General features: G+C 67.1%; 10 protein-coding genes. 4 read left to right on the plus strand and 6 right to left on the minus strand.

The features are described 5' to 3' along the window. Positions 1–64 precede the first annotated feature (64 nt). Positions 65–2566 (plus strand): TonB-dependent receptor plug domain-containing protein, encoded by a 2502-nt coding sequence (locus V7787_RS29040; protein ID WP_336090837.1) that lies wholly within the window; start codon positions 65–67, stop codon positions 2564–2566. A gap of 539 nt (positions 2567–3105) precedes the next feature. Here V7787_RS29040 and V7787_RS29045 read toward each other — a convergent pair. The 4 genes from V7787_RS29045 to V7787_RS29060 form a co-directional block, all read right to left on the minus strand. Then, positions 3106–4350 carry a multifunctional CCA addition/repair protein gene (locus V7787_RS29045; protein WP_336090838.1) on the minus strand — a complete coding sequence of 415 codons (1245 nt, stop codon included), beginning with the start codon at positions 4348–4350 and terminating at the stop codon, positions 3106–3108. 25 nt (positions 4351–4375) lie between these two features. Then, positions 4376–4753 (minus strand): PH domain-containing protein, encoded by a 378-nt coding sequence (locus tag V7787_RS29050; protein WP_336090839.1) that lies wholly within the window; start codon positions 4751–4753, stop codon positions 4376–4378. Between the two features lie 186 nt (positions 4754–4939). Then, positions 4940–5836: a complex I NDUFA9 subunit family protein gene (locus V7787_RS29055; RefSeq protein ID WP_336090841.1), complete on the minus strand. Its 897-nt coding sequence runs from the start codon at positions 5834–5836 to the stop codon at positions 4940–4942. 10 nt (positions 5837–5846) lie between these two features. After that, entirely contained in the window at positions 5847–7919 is a 2073-nt protein-coding gene (locus V7787_RS29060) for a lytic transglycosylase domain-containing protein (protein WP_336090842.1), read from the minus strand. Positions 7920–8194: 275 nt separating this feature from the next. Here V7787_RS29060 and V7787_RS29065 point away from each other — a divergent pair, with 275 nt between their 5' ends. The 3 genes from V7787_RS29065 (at position 8195) to V7787_RS29075 (ending at position 15470) form a co-directional block, all read left to right on the plus strand. Further along, positions 8195–8992, plus strand: coding sequence for a sulfite exporter TauE/SafE family protein (locus V7787_RS29065; RefSeq protein ID WP_336090843.1), 798 nt, complete (start codon positions 8195–8197; stop codon positions 8990–8992). Positions 8993–9294: 302 nt separating this feature from the next. Next, a complete protein-coding gene (locus V7787_RS29070; RefSeq protein WP_336090844.1) occupies positions 9295–12210 on the plus strand; it encodes a TonB-dependent receptor plug domain-containing protein in 2916 nt (971 codons plus the stop codon). Between the two features lie 365 nt (positions 12211–12575). After that, a complete protein-coding gene (locus V7787_RS29075; protein WP_336090846.1) occupies positions 12576–15470 on the plus strand; it encodes a TonB-dependent receptor plug domain-containing protein in 2895 nt (964 codons plus the stop codon). A 284-nt stretch (positions 15471–15754) separates the two neighbouring features. Here the strand turns inward: V7787_RS29075 and V7787_RS29080 are convergent, their stop codons facing one another. Next, complete coding sequence (locus tag V7787_RS29080) at positions 15755–16513, minus strand: endonuclease/exonuclease/phosphatase family protein (protein WP_336090847.1); 759 nt, start codon at positions 16511–16513, stop codon at positions 15755–15757. 28 nt (positions 16514–16541) lie between these two features. Continuing rightward, positions 16542–17206: thiol:disulfide interchange protein DsbA/DsbL (locus V7787_RS29085; protein ID WP_336090849.1), on the minus strand; the 665-nt coding region annotated here is incomplete at its 5' end.

A 17206-nucleotide genomic window follows, 5' to 3' on the forward strand; every position in this document is an offset into this window, starting at 1 on the left:
AATAACTTGTGAGGCTCAGCCCGGGCCACGGGAGCCCACCTCACCTTCGCAAGGACAACGACTCATGCCCTCAGTGCACCGCAACCGTTTGGCGCTGGCCGTGGCCGCCGCCATGGCCGCCAGCGCCCTCGTACCCACCGCTTACGCCCAGGACGCCGCGCCGGCTCCGGCCTCCCGCGAGGCGACGACGCTCGATGCGGTGCAGGTGACCGGTTCGCGCGCCCGCGGCCGCGCCGCGGAAGACACCGCCGCGCCGGTGGACGTGATCGGCAAGGAAGAACTCAACGCCACCGGCGCGACCGAGATCGGCCAGATCCTGCAGATGCTGGAACCCTCGTTCAACTTCTCGCGCACCTTCGTCAGCGACGGCACCGACATCCTGCGCCCGGCCACGCTGCGCTCGCTCGGCCCCGATCAGGTGCTGGTGCTGGTCAACGGCAAGCGCCGCCATCAGCAGGCGCTGGTCAACGTCCAGCAGACCATCGGCCGCGGTTCGGCCGGCACCGACATCAACGCCATTCCGCTGTCGGCGATCGACCGCATCGAAGTGCTGCGCGACGGCGCCGCCGCGCAGTACGGCTCGGACGCGATCTCCGGCGTTATCAACATCATCCTCAAGAAGCAGACCGAGGAAACTCAGCTGTCGTTCCAGGCCGGCCAGTACTACGCCGGCGACGGCGAAAACTATTCGATCTCGGCCAACACCGGGGTCAAGCTCGGCGGCGACGGCGGTTACCTCAACCTCAGCGCCGAGTACCGCGATCGCGGCGAAACCAACCGCGCCGGTCCCGACAGCGCGCGAGTGAATCCGCCGCGGGTGACCCAGCGCCTGGGCGACGCCGACGCCACCGACGCCTACTTCTGGTTCAACGGCGGCCTGCCGATCGGCAAGGGCGAGTTGTACTGGTTCGGCGGCCTGTCCAAGCGCAAGGGCGATTCCTCCGGCTTCTTCCGCAGCCCCGGCGACAACCGCACGGTGCCGGCGATCTATCCCAACGGCTTTCTGCCCAACATCCTGACCAAGGTCGACGACACCTCGCTGGCGGTCGGCTACAAGGCGGCGATCAACGATAACTGGGATTGGGACATCTCGATCAACCGCGGCCGCAACAAGTTCGGCTTCGAAGAAAGCAATTCGGTCAACGTCAGCTGGTGGTACGAGCCCAAGCCCGGCGGCGGCATCTACGCCGAATCGCCGACCCGCGCCAAGACCGGCACCCTGCAGGCCGATCAGACCACCTTCAACCTGGATTTCCGCGGCACCTTGCAGGGCTTCGGCGATCACCCGCTGTACCTGGGCACCGGCGTGGAATACCGCAAGGACGAGTACAAGATCACCCCCGGCGCGCCGGTGACCTACACCTACGGCCGCACCGACAACCGCACGATTCCGATCCTCGGCCAGGCCGGCGAAACCGCGCAGCCGGGCATGCAGGGCTTCCCGGGCTTCTCGCCCAACGAAGCGGTCGACGACGGCCGCCACAACTACGCGGTGTACCTGGACGCCGAAACCAACCTGAGCGATCGCTTCCTGCTCGGCGGCGCGGTGCGTTACGAGGACTACTCCGACTTCGGCAACACCACCACCGGCAAGTTGTCGGCGCGCTTCGACGCGACCGAGCAATTCGCGATCCGCGGCACCGTGTCCACCGGTTTCCGCGCGCCGGGCGTGCAGCAGCTGTTCTACAGCCAGCGCTCGACCAACCTCAACGCCGCCGGCGTGCTCACCGATACCCTGACCGCGCGTCAGGACAGCGCGGTGACCCGCGCGTTCGGCATCGAGCCGCTGAAGGAAGAGACCTCCAAGAGCGGTTCGATCGGTTTCGTGCTCAAGCCCAGCGATCGCTTCTCGCTGACCTTGGACGTGTTCCGCATCGACATCGACGACCGCATCATCTTCTCCAGCAACATCCAGCCCGAGAGCGTCGGCACCAACGGCCAGCCGTGCGCGCCGGGCAACGGCAACTGCCCGATCCGCGCGATCCTCGATCCGATCGGCGTGGGCCAGGTGCTGTTCTTCACCAACGCCATCGACACCCAGACCACCGGCATCGACCTGGTCGCCAACCACAACACCGAATTCGCCGGCGGTTCCAAGTTGAACCTGACCGCGTTGGTGCACTTCAACAAGACCGAAGTGAAGGCGCGCCGTTCGCAGTCCAACATCCTCTCGCCGAGCGCCTTGTTCGACGACACCCAGGTGACCCTGATCGAAAAGGGCCAGCCGCGTCAGCACCACGTGCTGCAGGGCGTGTACGAAACCGGCGCCTGGGAATGGACCGCGCGCGCCAACTACTACGGCCCGGTCACCGGCGAAGGCTTCACCCCGGGGATCAAGCAGACCTGGAGCGGCAAGTGGCTGGCCGACCTGGCGGTGCGCTACAAGTTCAGCGACCAGCTGAGCGTGTCGGTGGGCGGCAACAACATCTTCGACACCTACCCGGACAAGTGGGATCCGAACACCGGCGCGCCGTTCCCGCAACTGGGCTTCAAGTACGGTTGGGAAACGCTGCCGTTCGGCATGAACGGCGGTAGCTACTACGCTCGGATCGACTACCGGTTCTGAGTGGGGCGGGCGGCGGCTTCGGCTGTCGCCATGCTCGAACATGAAAACGCCGCGCGGGTTTCGCGCGGCGTTTTTCTGTTTGCCGAGTATCTCCCAGCACGTCATTCCCGCGAAGGCGGGAATCCAGAGACTTCAGCGTCATCTCTCCAGAACGTCATTCCCGCGAACGCGGGAATCCAGTGACTTCAAACGTTCTCGCACGAAAGGCCCTGGATTCCCGCCTTCGCGGGAATGACGGTAGGTAGGTGTGCGGTTTCTTGTCGTGCACGCTCAAGTCAGAAGTGAAAGCGCGAGCCTCAAGCCTTCAGCGCCATTTTTCCAGAACGTCATTCCCGCGCAGGCGGGAATCCAGAGACTTCAGCGCTCTCTCCAGAATGTCATTCCCGCGAACGCGGGAATCCAGCGACTGCAAGCGTTCTCGCACGAAAGGCACTGGATTCCCGCTTTCGCGGGAATGACGGTAGGTGAGTGCGTTGTTTTTTGCTGGATGAGTGCGTTCTCCGCTGTGTAGGAGCAGCGCAGGCGACAAGGCCAACACCTTACGGCCCTGCGCTGTCCTTCGCCGCCTTGATCACCACCGCGATCGCCTCGATCCGCGCCCGCCGCATCGCCTCGCCCACCGCGGGCCCGCTCAAACCCGGCGCGAGATCGCCAGCGCGCACGCTCAACGCAGCACGCAAGGCTTCGCGCAGCGCCGCGCCTTGCGGGTAGTGGGTGTCCTCCAAGCCCAAACGGCCGCGCTTGTCGGCCTCGCAAGCCAACGTCATCTGTTCGATCCGCTTGGGATTGCGGAAACCATCGCAGCGCGCGATCAACTCGTACACCGAACGCGGACGCAGTTCGTCGAACCGATGCACGATCAGGTGCTCGCGGCAGACCGCTTCGGCGAGCAGGCGGTGTTCGGTCGGCACTTTCAGCCGCGCGCACAACGCCGCCAACGGTTCCAGGCCGGCCTGCTCGTGCTTGTGGTGGCGCGGCAGCAGCTCGGCCGGGGTCAGCGCCTTGCCCAGGTCGTGGGTGAGCGCGGCGAAGCCGATCAGGTCGTCGCCGGGCGCGAGCTTGGCGGCCTGCGCGAGCACCATCTCGGTGTGCACGCCGGTATCGACTTCGGGATGGTATTCGGGCCGCTGCGGTACGCCGTACAGCGCCTCTACCTCGGGCAGCACCGCCGCCAGCGCGCCGGCATCGTGCAAGGTGCGCACGAACGCCGCCGGCGCGGCGCAGGTCAGCGCGCGGCGCAGTTCCTGCCACACCCGTTCGGCGACCAGGGCCGACAGTTCGCCCGACTCGGCCATCTGCCGCATCAGCGCCATGGTTTCGGCGGCGACGGTGAAGCCGTGCGGCTGGAAGCGCGCCATGAACCGCGCCGCGCGCAGCACCCGCAACGGGTCTTCGACGAAGGCCGGGCCGACGTGGCGCAGCACCCGCGCCTGAAGGTCGCGCGCGCCGCCGTAAGGGTCGACCAGACGGCCGTCGCTTTCGTCGCGGGCGATCGCGTTGATGGTGAAATCGCGCCGGCCCAGATCGTCTTCCAGGCTCACCGACGGATCGGCGTCGACCACGAAGCCGCGGTAGCCGCGGCCGGATTTGCGCTCGGTCCGCGCCAGCGCGTACTCCTCGCCGGTGTCCGGATGCAGGAACACCGGGAAATCCTTGCCCACCGGCTTGAAGCCGGCGGCGAGCATGCTCTCGGGGGTTTCGCCGACGACCACGTAATCGCGATCGCCGGCCGGCAGGCCGAGCAGACAATCGCGGACCGCGCCGCCGACCAGGTACACCTTCATCTTCATTACCTCAAATGCGCGCGGCTTAGCGCGGCGCGTTTTGCGCCAGCAAGCCGATGATGTCCTCGGCGCCGGCGCTGCGGCCCAGGTGGCGCACGATCGGATTGGGCTGGCCCGACACCCACAGCCGCAGTTCGGATTCCAGATCGAAATGGCCGGCGGTTTCCAGCGAGAACATCACGATGCTGCGGTAGGGCAGGCTGAGGAATTCGGTCTTGCGCCCGGTCACGCCCTGTTTGTCGACCAGGATCAGGCGGCGGTCGGTGAACACGATCAGGTCGCGGATTTCGCCGAACGCGCGCTGCACGGTTTCGCCGTGCGCCAGCAGCGGGGCGAAGTCGTCGTTGACCTTGTCGGTGGATTTTTCGCCGGCGTGGCCGAGCAGGGTGTCGAGCAGACCCATGGCGCGTTCCTTTCGCGTGTGTGTGCCGCGCATCCTAGCGCAGGCGGGTCGATGCGATGTCGTTGCGGTGGCGCCCTGTAGGCGCTGCGTGAGCTGCGACCGCGAAACCACGCTTACGGCGTAGCTGCGGTTTCGCGGTCGCAGCTCGTGACCGAAGGAAATCCCGTGGGACGCAGCTCCTACAAGTCAGGTGCCGAGTATTTCGGGCAGGCGGGGGAGTACCGGCGTCGGGGTAATGCCCAGCTTGAGCAATCCGTTCTCCACGCTGGTCGAATCGGTTTGCAACGAGCGCCAGTTGTCGCGGCTGATCGGTTTGCCCGGCAGGTATTCGCCGATCTCGGCCTGCAGCTTGCCCAGCGCCTCGGGCAGCGGCAGCACCGCGCGCAGGCGGCCGCGGCCGCGCGCGCTGGCGCGGACGATCTCGCCCAGGGTCATCACGTCCGGGCCGACCAGGTTGTAGCTGCGGGCGATATGGCTGTCGTCGTTCAAGGCGTTGACGAAGGCCTGGGTGACATCGCCGATCCAGACCGGCTGGAAACGCGCGTCGGCGCGGCCCATCGGCAGCACCGGCGCGTAGCGCAGCAGCGCGTCGAATCGGCAGAACAGGCCGTCGCCGGGGCCGGCGATGACCGAGGGGCGCAGCAGCGTCCAGGACAGCTTGGAGGCGCGCACGCGCTGCTCGGCGCGGCCGCGCGACTCCAGGTAATGGCTGTGGCCGGTGCCGGCGTTGAGCGCGCTCATCTGCAGCAGGCGCATCACGCCCATGTCGCGCATGGCCTGGATCAGCGCTTCGAGCAGTTCCACGTAGACGTGTTCGAACCCGGCGCCGCTGTCGCCGGTCTCGTTGAGGATGCCGACCAGATTGACCACCGCGTCGACGTCGTCGAGCACCGCGCGCAGGAAATCGGGATTGCCGATGTCGCCTTCGATGATGCTGGCCTCGCGCGAGAGCAGCTTCTTCTTGTGCGGGTCGACGCCGCGGCTGAGCACGGTGACGCGGCAGCGCTCGCGCAGCAGATGTTCGACCAGATGGCGGCCGACGAAACCGGTGCCGCCCAGGATCAGGACATGAGGTTGGGCCATCGCGCGCGGCTCACTCGGTCTCGGACGGCAGCGGCGCGGCGGCGGTGGCCGCGGCGGTCGGGCAGACGAAGGACTTGCGCTTGGCCTGGGTCACCCCGCGCATGCGGTCGCTGACGTTGAGCGCATCGCCGTTGAGGCGCCAGTCGTAGAGCACGCTGAAGGCCAGCACGCGGGCGACGTATTCGCGGGTTTCCTTGTAGCTGATGGTCTCGATCCAGAAATCCGGGTCCATGCCCGGACGCTGCGACTGCCAGCGCGACAACGGCGCCGGCCCGGCGTTGTAGCCGGCCATGGCGAAATACGGCTGGCCGCCGTACTTGTCGAGCAGTTGGCGCAGGTAGGCGGTGCCCAGAATGATGTTGGTGTCCGAGTCGTACAGGCTGGCCGCGCCGCCCCAGGGCAGGCCCAGGCTCTTGGCCACCTGCGCGCCGGTGCCCGGCAGGACCTGCATCAGGCCCATGGCATTGGCGCCGGAGCGCGCGGTCGGGTTGAAGATGCTTTCGGCGCGGATTTCGGCCGCGACCCAGGCCGGGTCGATGCCGTTCTTGAGCGATTCGCGGCGGATGGTTTCGCCGTGGTGCAGCGGGAAGCGCAAGTAATACAGGCGCTGTTCCTGCGGGGTCTTGTTGAGCGAGAACACCGCGCGGTCGAACCAGTTGTAGCTTTGCGCGACTTCGATGGCGATGCGCCGCTGGGTGTCGTCCAAGCGGGTCAGCGCGTCGTCCCATTCGCGGATCGCCCAGGCGGTGCGCTCGATCTGGAACAGGCCCATCGCCCGCATCAGCGCCGGATCGCGCGCGATCGCGGCCTTGGCCGCGGCGCTGTCGGTGGGTTGGATCGGGCACAGCGTGTACGGCGCGCCGAGCCGGTCGGCCGAGAGGAAACCGTGGAAGTCGGCGTTCTTGGCCGATTCGCGGTACAGCCGGGTCGCGGTGGCCTTGTCGCCGGCGCGTTCGCTCAGGCGCGCTTCGAAATACTCCCAGCGCGATTCGTCGCGTTGCTTGGCGCCCATCTTGCGGATCGCGGCGAGCGCGCCGGCCCAGTCCGAACGCGACATCGCTTCGCGCGCGCGCCATTCGTGCAGGCGTTCGTCGTAGGCGACCTCGGGCACCGCGTTGAGCCTGCGCGCCGATTCGGCGTCGTAGGAGGCCACCGACCACAGCGCGGTCTGGTACAGCACGCGGCCGCGGTCTTCATCGGTGAAGGCCAGCGCGTTGGCGTACTTGGGCAATTGCGCTTCGGCGCTGGCCGGCTGCGCCTTGGCCAGTTTGGCCAGGCCATAGGAGGCGATCTTGCGGCTGCGATCGGTCTTGGGCCAGCCGAGCGCGCGTTCATTCACGTTATCCAGGAACGCCGCGTAGTCGTTCGCCTGAGCCAACTGATCGGCCGGCAACCCGCGCGCCGCGGCGCGCATCACCGCCGGCTGCCACTCCGCCGCCGCCGCATCGATCCGCTCCCAGCGCAGCTCCGGCGTCAATCCGCCCTGCGCGGCGAGCACCGCGAACGGCGCATCGCAACCGTCGGGCAGCGACTTGCCGCTGCTGCGCCAGATCGTCTGCGCCTGTGCGGTCCATTGCGCGTCGACCCGGCCCAGGGCCTGGCGCGCGTTCAATTCGGCGCAGCGCAGCGCCACGCTGCGGTCCTTGCCGGCCAAGGTCTTGGGCGACCACGCGGCGAGGAATCCGGTCCAGTCTTCGCGCCGCGCGGTCGCGGCCAGCCACAGGTCGCGGAATGCATCGCCGGAGGCTTCGCGGCCGCGGCGATTGAGGAAGTCCTGGGCCTGGCCGTTGTTGAGCGTGTCGATGCCGCGGCGCAGCGCCTGGTATTCGACCCAGCCGTACAGCGGGTGGCGGGCGATGTCGGCGTATTGCGCGGCATCGAACGGGCCGCGTTCGGCCGCGTCGATGGCGGCGCGCACGCGCGGCAGCAACGGATCGACCGCGGGCGCGGGCAGGGCGTTGCGCACCGGCGCGGGCTTGACCGCCGGCTGCGGCGGCGAGGCGGCCGGCGATTGCGCGCAGGCGGCGGTGGCGAGGGTCGCGGCGAGCGCGGCGAACAGCAGGCAATGAGGGCGCGAGAGCATCGTCGGACTATAGCCGAGCGGGCATGAATGTCTTATGTGAGCGGTGCATGGATGAGCGCGAATCGCGAACCGTGTCGCGCGGCGAGCGGTTGCCGGCGTAGATGCGGGCGCCGACTGTAGGAGCTGCGCGAGCTGCGACCGCGAAACCGCATCGATCACGCAGGCTTCGATGTCGTTGTATTGACGCGGTCGCAGCTCGCGCAGCTCCTACAGTCGGCTATCCAGCTTGCGCACGGGCGTGCAGAATCGGGGATCCGCACTCCGAACGCATGCGCATGGCGATCTGGCTGGTCTTCCTCGTTCTCGGCGCCATCGCCGGCATCCTTGCCGGTTTGCTCGGCGTCGGCGGCGGTCTGGTGCTGGTCGCCGCGTTGGCCTGGATCGCGCCGGCGTTCGGCATTCCGCAGGAAGCGGCCATGCACACCGCCTTGGCCAGTTCGCTGGCCAGCATCGTGCTGACCGCGACCGCATCGGCGCGCGCGCACGCCAAGCGCGGCAGCGTGCTGTGGCCGACGGTGCGCTGGATGGTGCCGGGCCTGTTGCTCGGCGGTTGGCTCGGCAGCTTGATCGCGGTGCGTATCGATGGCGATTGGCTGCGCTGGATCGTCGCGGGGTATTGCTTCATCGCCGCCGCGCAATTGCTGTTCGGCAAGAACCGCCCGGCGCTGGCGGCCGATGCGCCGGCGCCGCAAGGCACGCCGTTGACCGCGGCCGGTGTGGGCATCGGCGCGGTGTCGGCGGTGGTCGGTATCGGCGGCGGCAGCATGACCGTGCCGTTGCTGGTCTGGCGCGGGGTGGCGCCGGTGCGCGCGGTCGGCACGTCGTCGGCCTGCGGGGTGGCGATCGGTCTGGCCAGCGCGGTCGGCTACGCCTTCAACGCGCCGCCCGGCGCGTTGCCGGATCACGCGATCGGTTACGTCTATCTGCCGGCGGCGATCGGGGTGGCGATCGCCTCGGTGTTCGCCGCGCCTTACGGCACCCGCCTGGCGCACAAGCTGCATGGCGACACCTTGAAGCGGGTGTTCGCCGGATTCCTGATCCTGGTCGCGGTGAGTTTGTTGCTGGGCGGTTGAGTCCGGCGTCCACGCGCGTCGCGATTCCGCCCGGCACTGCGACCGATCTCGCGTTTCCGCCCGCCTCGAGGTCGGGTCCGGCCGAGCCTGAACGGGCCTCGCGGACCTTGCAAGGTCCCGCCGTTCGGCGGCAACGCGGCGTGTGCCAATCAGAACTGAGACCGGGTTGGCAAGTAGCACCTATTTGCGCCTTGTGGCGGATTCACGAATTGTTTACAACCTCTCCGGTGCCGTCCGCTCGCAAGGACGCATGCCAATAGCCAGCTAGAGCTAAGCCATACACTTGAGGGAGAGAGAGTCTGATGAAGCTGTCGCGTCGCCATGCCTTGGCGAAAGCCATCCAGTTGTCTTTGTTGGTCGCCCTGCCGGGCTTCGCCGCTGCCCAGGAGGCAGCGCCCGCCAAGGACGCCACCACGCTGGATGCCGTCCAGGTCACCGGTACCCGCATCAAGAAGGCGGAGATCGAAAGCCAGGTTCCGGTCCAGACCCTCACCCGCGACGACATCGAGCGCACCGGTCTGACCTCGATCGGCGACGTGGTCCAGGAGCTCACCGGCGCGGGTTCGGCGCTCAACACCAAATTCAACTCGTCCGGCAACTTCGGCTTCTCGCCTAACGGCGACGGCATCGGCGCGGGTTCGGCCCAGGTCGATCTGCGCCACCTGGGTCCCAAGCGCGTGCTGGTGCTGGTCGACGGCATGCGTTGGGTCAACGAGTCTTCCGCTTCCGGCGTGGGCGCGGCGACCGACCTCAACACCATTCCGCTGGCGATCGTGGAGCGCATCGAAGTGCTCGAAGACGGCGCCTCCTCGCTGTACGGCTCCGACGCCATCGCCGGCGTGGTCAACATCATCACCCGGCGCAACTTCGAAGGCGGCCAGCTGACCTTGAACTACGGCCAGTACGGCAAGGGCGACGGCGAGCTCAAGGGCTTCGACGCGGCCTGGGGTTTCAACACCGATCGCGCCAACCTGTTCCTGGGTTTGAGCTACGTCGATCAAGACCCGGTGTACTCGCGCGACCGCAAGGTCGCCAGCTTCCCGGTGCCGGGGCGCGGGGTGGAAGCGGGCAGCTCGGCGACGCCGAACGGCCGCTTCACCTTCACCAATCCCAGCTGCCCCTCGACCGATCACGACGGCGATCCGAGCACGCCCAACATCAACCTGTGCGACATCACCACGCCCAACGGCAGCAGCTTCCCGAACAACCCGCGCTATCCGCAGGACTTCATTGCCTTCGGCGGCGCCAACCGCTTCAACTTCGCCCAGTACAACATGCTGCTGACGCCGTCCAAGCGCACCGGCGCGTTCGGCCAGTTCCGCTATCACTTCAGCGATAACGTCCAGGGTTACGTCAAGGCGCTGTACAACCGCCGCGAATCGGTCAATCAGGCCGCGCCGGAACCGTTGTTCCTCGGCGCCGGCGCCGGCACCGGCAATCCCTGGTCCGAGCAGATCACCATTTCGCGCCTGAACCCGTACAACCCGTTCGGCTTCGATCTGACCTCGGTCGGCCCCAACGCCAATCTGGACACGATCGCGCGCCGTCCGATCGAAGGCGGTCCGCGCATCTTCGAACAGAAGGTCGACACCACCTACATCGCCGCCGGCCTGGAAGGCAGCTTCGACGCCGGCGACCGCACCTACTTCTGGGACGTCAACCTCGCCAGCAACAAGAACGAGGCCGACCAGACCAATCGCGGCAGCTACAACGCGCGCAACATCAACATCGCGGTCGGCGATCCGGCCGTGTGCGCGGCCACCCCCGGCTGCGTGCCGCTGAACCTGTTCGGCGGGCCGGGCACCATCACTCCGGCGATGCTGCAGTGGATCAGCCCGATCGTGCGCGACCGCAGCGAACAGAAGCTGTCGACCTTCACCGCCAACCTGTCCGGCGACCTGTTCCAGGCCTGGGCCGGCCCGCTGTCGTTCGCCGCCGGTTACGAGTACCGCAAGTACGAGGGTTTCTATCAGCCCGATCCGATCACCATCGCCGGCTACTACAACGGCACCCAGTCGCTGCCGACCAAGGGCGAGTACGACGTCAACGAAGCCTACGTCGAACTCAACCTGCCGCTGATCAAGGAAGGTTCCTTCGGCAAGAGCCTGGACCTGAGCCTGGCCGGCCGTTACTCGGATTACTCCACCTTCGGCGGCCAGTTCACGCCCAAGTACGGCCTGCGTTGGCAAGTCGCCGATGAGTTCCTGCTGCGCACCACCTACGCCGAAGGCTTCCGCGCGCCGTCGATCGGCGAGTTGTTCGGTTCGGCCAGCCGCGCCGATTTGCAGCTCAGCGATCCCTGCCTGACCTCGATCACCGGCGAGCCGGCCACCGGCAACCGCGCCAACTGCGCCGCGCTCGGCGTGCCGGCCGGCGCCGCGCAGGCCAACAGCCAGATCTCGGTGCAGACCGGCGGCAACCCGGACCTGGAGCCGGAAACCGCGCGCAGCTTCACCGCCGGCTTCGTCTACAGCCCGGCCTGGGCCTCGGGCGCGTCGTGGTCGGACAAGTTCGACTTCGAAGTCACCTACTACCGCCACTCGCTGGAAGGCGCGGTGCAGGCGATCGACGCGCAGACCCAGCTCAACCTGTGCGTGCAGACGCTCGATCCGCTGTACTGCGGCGGCATCACCCGTTCGACCATCGGCGGCATTTCCTCGTTCGAGAACAAGCTGACCAATCTGGGGTCGATCAAGACCTCCGGTTGGGACATCGACTTCTTCTGGACGCTGCCGGAAACCTCGCTGGGTCAGTTCAAGATCAAGTGGCAGAACACCTGGGTCACCCAGTACGACGCGGTCGGCGCCGCCGGCCAGATCCAGCCGCGCAAGCCGGGCGTGGAAGTCAACGACAGCGCGATCCCGGAGTGGAGCTCCAACCTCACCCTGGACTGGAAGCGCAACGCCTGGAACGCGTCGTGGACCGTGCGCCACATCTCCGAGCTGACCGAAACCTGTCAGGCCTCGGCGCTGGCCTCGCCGTACTGCGACAACCCGGTGACCGGCGCCAACAAGCTGGCGCCGACCACCTACCACGACGTGCAGCTGGGCTATCGCTTCGAACTGTTCAAGGGGCTGCAGATCACCGGCGGCGTCAACAACGTGTTCGACAAGGATCCGCCGGTGTGCCTGTCGTGCTCGCTCAACGGTTACGACGCGTCCACCTACGACATCCCGGGCGGCCGCTTCCTGTACCTGCGCGCGGATCTGCGGTTCTGATCGCCATCGCGATCCATCGGCGGATTTCGATCCGAGCGCCGGCGCACCGCGCGCTCGCGATCGAACCGCTTTTGCAGGGGTAAGACAGCAACGGCCGATGGGAAACCATCGGCCGTTTTGTTGTGGGGAACATTCGCGGCGGGCGCTGGCGATGCCGGCGACGACGATCCGCCGCGAAGGCAGTGGGCGTGAGGGCGGTCGCGCCGTCGCGGCGGGTCGGGTCGGGTCGATACCGCGGCGGCCACGGTTTTCGCGCCGATTTACCGCTTTGCGTTGTGCCGCACCGCAGCGGCCGCGTCCGGAAAGGGCTCGGCACGCCGATAGCCATCAGAGCTAAGCCACACACCATTCGAGGGAGAGAGTCGATGAAAGCGTTGCGCCGCCATGCCCTGGCGAAAGCCATTCAACTGTCCGTGCTGGTCGCCCTGCCGGGCCTGTCAGCCGCGCAGGAAGCCGAGCCTGCCAAAAGCACCACCACGCTGGACGCGGTCCAGGTCACCGGTACCCGCATCCGCAAGGCCGAGATCGAAAGCCAGGTTCCGATCCAGACCCTCACCCGCGACGACATCGAACGCACCGGCCTGACTTCGATCGGCGACGTCGTGCAGGAACTGACCGGTTCGGGTTCCTCGTTCAACGGCAAGCGCAACGCCTCGGGCAACGACGGCTTCCCGTCCGACGGCGGCGGCGTCGGCGCCGGTTCGACCACGGTCGATCTGCGCCACCTGGGTTCCAAGCGCGTGCTGGTGCTGGTCGACGGCATCCGCTGGGTCAACGAATCCTCCGCCTCGGGCGTGGGTTCGGCGACCGACCTCAACACCATTCCGCTGGCGATCGTGGAGCGCATCGAAGTGCTCGAAGACGGCGCCTCCTCGCTGTACGGCTCCGACGCCATCGCCGGCGTGGTCAACATCATCACCCGGCGCAATTTCGACGGCTTCCAGCTCACCACCAACTTCGGCCAGTACACCAAGGGCGACGGCACCAGCCGCGGCCTGGACTTCGCTTACGGCGGCAGCAGCGAGCGCGCCAACTGGTTCCTCGGCGCCAGCTACACCAAGCAGGACGAAGTCAGCTCGTCCGACCGCGAACTCTCGCGCTTCCCGGTGCCCGGCACCGGCCTGGCCCTGGGCAGCTCGCGCGTGCCGGGCGGCCGCATCGCCTTCACCGCGCCGGACGGGCGCAAGTACGATCTGGTCGCCAACCAGGGTCAGAGCAATCCGACCTACACGCCCGGCCAGCCCGCCTGCGCGCCGGGCGTGGTGCGCACCGACGGCTTCCATTGCTTCGGTTCCAACGACCCGTTCAATTTCGCCCCCTACAACTACGTGCTGTCGCCGTCCGAGCGCAGCGGCGTGTTCGGCCAGTTCCGTTTCGACGTCAACGACAAGGTGCGTTGGTATGCGCGCGCCTTGCTCAACCGGCGCGAGTCGGAGAACCGCGCCGCGCCCGAGCCGATCGATCTGGGCCCTGGCGCCGGCAACGCGTTCGCCGCCGCGCTGGTGATGCCGGCCAATCACCCGTTCAATCCGTTCGGCGTGCAACTGGATTCGAGCAATCTGAGCATCCTGCGCCGGCGCCCGATCGAAGGCGGCCCGCGCCGGTTCGAGCAGAAGGTCGACACCTGGTTCGTCGGCACCGGCCTTGAAGGCACCTTCGACGTCGGCGAGCGCGCGTTCTTCTGGGACGTGAACCTGGCCAGCAGCCGCAACAAGGCCGAGCAGACCAACCGCGGCAGCTACAACGCCAAGAACATCGCCATCGCCATGGGCGATCCGGCGATCTGCGCGGCCACGCCGGGCTGCACGCCGCTGAACATCTTCGGCTACAACACCATCACCCCGGCGATGCTGAAGTACATCAGCCCGGTGCTGCACGACAGCAGCGAGAACAAGCTGCAGCTGGCCACCTTCAACTTGTCCGGCGATCTGTTCGAAATGTGGGCCGGTCCGTTGTCGTTCGCCACCGGTTTCGAATACCGCAAGTACGAAGGCTCGTACCGTCCCGACCCGATCACCGTGCGCGGCGAGTACAACGGCGTGCCATCGTTGCCCACGCAAGGCGAGTACGACGTCAACGAGGTCTACGTCGAACTCAACGTGCCGCTGTTCAAGGACTCCGCGTTCGGCAAGAGCCTGGACCTGAGCCTGGCCGGCCGCTATTCGGACTACTCCACTTTCGGCGGCGAGTTCACCCCCAAGTACGGCTTGCGTTGGCAAGTGGCCGATGAGCTGCTGCTGCGCGGCACCTACGCCGAAGGCTTCCGCGCGCCGTCGATCGGCGAGTTGTTCGGCTCGCAGAGCCGCGCCGACGTGGGCATGATCGATCCCTGCCTGATCGGTTCCAACGGCGCGCCGCCGACCGGCAACGCGGCCAACTGCGCCGCCCAGGGCGTCAACCCGGGCACGCGTCAGGTCGATCCGCAGATCTCGGTGCTGACCGGCGGCAACCCGCGACTGGAGCCGGAGCGTTCGACCAGCTTCTCGCTCGGCTTCGTGTGGACGCCGTCGATTCTGGAAGACACCGCCATCGCCAAGCGGGTGGACATCGAAGGCACGTTCTACAGCCACCGCATCGAAGGCGCGATCCAGGCGATCGATCCGCAGACCCAGCTCAACCTGTGCGTGCAGACGCTGTCGCCGGAATTCTGCGGCGGCATCCAGCGCAATCCGATCACCGACCAGATCGACGGCTTCGCCAACTTCCTCGGCAACTTGAGCGTGATCAAGACCGACGGTTGGGACATCGACGTGTTCTGGACCTTGCCGGAGACCCGTTTCGGCCAGTTCAAGGTGATCTGGCAGAACACCATCGTCGGCAACTACGAGGCGGTGGGCGCGGACGGTTCGTTGCAGCCGCTCGCGGTCGGGCGTCTGGTCAGCGATCCGGTGACCCGTTCGATTCCGGAGTGGACCTCCAACGCGACCCTGGAATGGACCTACGGCAAGTGGAACGCGTCGTGGACCGCGCGCCATATCAGCCAGCTGGTCGAAGAGTGCGGCGACGCCGCCGACTTCGCCGTGTGCAAGAACGATCCCAAGCCGGCGCAGAACCGGTTGGGCGCGACCACCTTCCACGATTTCCAGATCGGCTATCGCTTCGACGTGCTCAAGGGGCTGCAATTGCAGGCCGGCATGAACAACGTGTTCGGCAAGGATCCGCCGACTTGCTTGTCGTGCAACCTCAATGGCTTCGATGGTTCGACTTACGATTTGCCGGGTGGTGGGTATTACTACGTGCGGGCGGATCTGCGGTTCTGATCGGAACGGAGGTTTGCTCCGGTGCGCGCATCGGAGCAAACGCGGAAAGATTCGAAAACGGCCGGCGCACTGCGCCGGCCGTTGTCGTTTACCCAGCCCGCATGCTCTTCCCCCCCCTTTGAAAAAGGGGGCTAGGGGGGATTTGCTCTTGCTCCACCGAAAAGCAAATCCCCCAGCGCACAGTCGGCCACTCAGCATCGAGCCAACGCAGGCGCCAGCCCCCTTTTTCAAAGGGGGCGATATTTCAAAAGGGGGCGTATCGAGAACAGGCGCCGAACGGGGCGTCAGAGCAACGCGCTTTCCGGCACGTCCAGTTCCAGCGACAACGCCAAATGATCCGACAACGCCGCCGGCACCGCGCGCGCGCCCGCGAAGCTCAAGCCGTCGCCCAGCAGGATATGGTCGATCGCGCGCTGCGGGCGCCAGCTGGGAAAGGTCGGGAACACGTCGCTGGGCGGCTGCAGGCGCGTATTGCGGAACAGCGCCTGCATCTCCGGCCGATCGGCCGAGCAATTGAAGTCGCCCATCAGCACCGCGTGCGGGTGGTCGTGCAGCAGCTCGGCGATGAAGGCCAACTGCGAGGCGCGCGAACCGGCGCCGAGCGAAAGATGCGCAACGGCGACGGTAAGTCCGTCGTCGCCTTGGCCGTAATGGGCGATCAGCACCCCGCGCCCGGAAATGCGCCCGGGCAGCGGGTGATCGACGACTTCGCGCGGTTCCAGCTTGCTCAGCAAACCGTTGGCGCTGGACGCGACGCTGCCGACCCGGCGGTTGGGTTGGTGGCTCCAGTAATCGAAGCCGGCGCGCTGGGCCAGGTAGTGGGTCTGGTTGGTGAAACCCGAACGCAGACTGCCCGGATCGCTTTCGTTGAGGCCGACGATGTCGTGCTCGCCGGCCAACTGGGCGATGGTGTCGAGGCTGCCGCGCTTGTTGCCGGCGGGCAGCACGTGCGACCAGCTGCGCGTCGCGTAATCGCTGTAGCGACGCGTGCTGGAGCCGGCCTGAATGTTCGCGCTGAGCAGGCGCAGCCGGCGTGTATTCATGCTCGGATCGAGGCCAGCGGCGAGCCGATCAGTTCTTCTTCGCCGGCTCGACCACCGGCGCCGCCGGCGCGGTGGCCGCGGCGTCCGCCGCCGGAGCGGCAGCGGCCGGAGCGGCGGCCTGCATCGCGGCGCGTTCGCGCGCGACCAGGTGATCGGTGATGCGCAGGTAGTCCTCGAAGTTCTTGCCCTTCACCAGGTACTTGCCGGCCACCACCAGCGACGGGCTGGCGCTGACGCCGGAGCGCTGCATGAACTGCTCGGCGCGCTTGCCCTTGGCGTTGATCGCGAAGCTGTTCATGGTGCCGATGAAGTCCGACGCCTTGACGCCGTACTTGGCGTAGAACGCGCCGAGCTGTTCGTCGGTGACGGTCTGGTAGTTGATGCTCTGGTCGATGTGCAGCGCGCGGAACATCGCTTCGTGGCTCTTTTCCATCACGCCCAGGGTCTGGGCGGCGTAGAAGGCCTTCTCGAACGGGATCGGATTGCCGCCGAAGGGGCCGGCGATCGGGGTGAACTTCACGTCCGCGGTCTGCTTCTTGCGCCAATCCACGACCTGCGGCTCGAACTGAGCGCAGTGCGGGCAGGTGTAGCTGAAGATTTCCGCGACTTCGATCTTGCCGGCGACCGGCTCGAACGGCTGGCCGGCGGGAATTTCCTCGTAGTCGACGCCGGCGACCGGGGCCGGGCCGGCCG

This window comes from Pseudomonas sp. CGJS7 (assembly GCF_036961695.1).

What these genes read in the sequence shown, in the direction of transcription:
- V7787_RS29065 (WP_336090843.1), top strand. Translation starts at nt 8,195, where the DNA reads ATGGCGATCTGGCTGGTCTTCCTCGTTCTCGGCGCCATCGCCGGCATC.
- V7787_RS29060 (WP_336090842.1), bottom strand. Translation starts at nt 7,919, where the DNA reads ATGCTCTCGCGCCCTCATTGCCTGCTGTTCGCCGCGCTCGCCGCGACC.
- V7787_RS29050 (WP_336090839.1), bottom strand. Translation starts at nt 4,753, where the DNA reads ATGGGTCTGCTCGACACCCTGCTCGGCCACGCCGGCGAAAAATCCACC.
- V7787_RS29070 (WP_336090844.1), top strand. Translation starts at nt 9,295, where the DNA reads ATGAAGCTGTCGCGTCGCCATGCCTTGGCGAAAGCCATCCAGTTGTCT.
- V7787_RS29045 (WP_336090838.1), bottom strand. Translation starts at nt 4,350, where the DNA reads ATGAAGGTGTACCTGGTCGGCGGCGCGGTCCGCGATTGTCTGCTCGGC.
- V7787_RS29075 (WP_336090846.1), top strand. Translation starts at nt 12,576, where the DNA reads ATGAAAGCGTTGCGCCGCCATGCCCTGGCGAAAGCCATTCAACTGTCC.
- V7787_RS29080 (WP_336090847.1), bottom strand. Translation starts at nt 16,513, where the DNA reads ATGAATACACGCCGGCTGCGCCTGCTCAGCGCGAACATTCAGGCCGGC.
- V7787_RS29040 (WP_336090837.1), top strand. Translation starts at nt 65, where the DNA reads ATGCCCTCAGTGCACCGCAACCGTTTGGCGCTGGCCGTGGCCGCCGCC.
- V7787_RS29055 (WP_336090841.1), bottom strand. Translation starts at nt 5,836, where the DNA reads ATGGCCCAACCTCATGTCCTGATCCTGGGCGGCACCGGTTTCGTCGGC.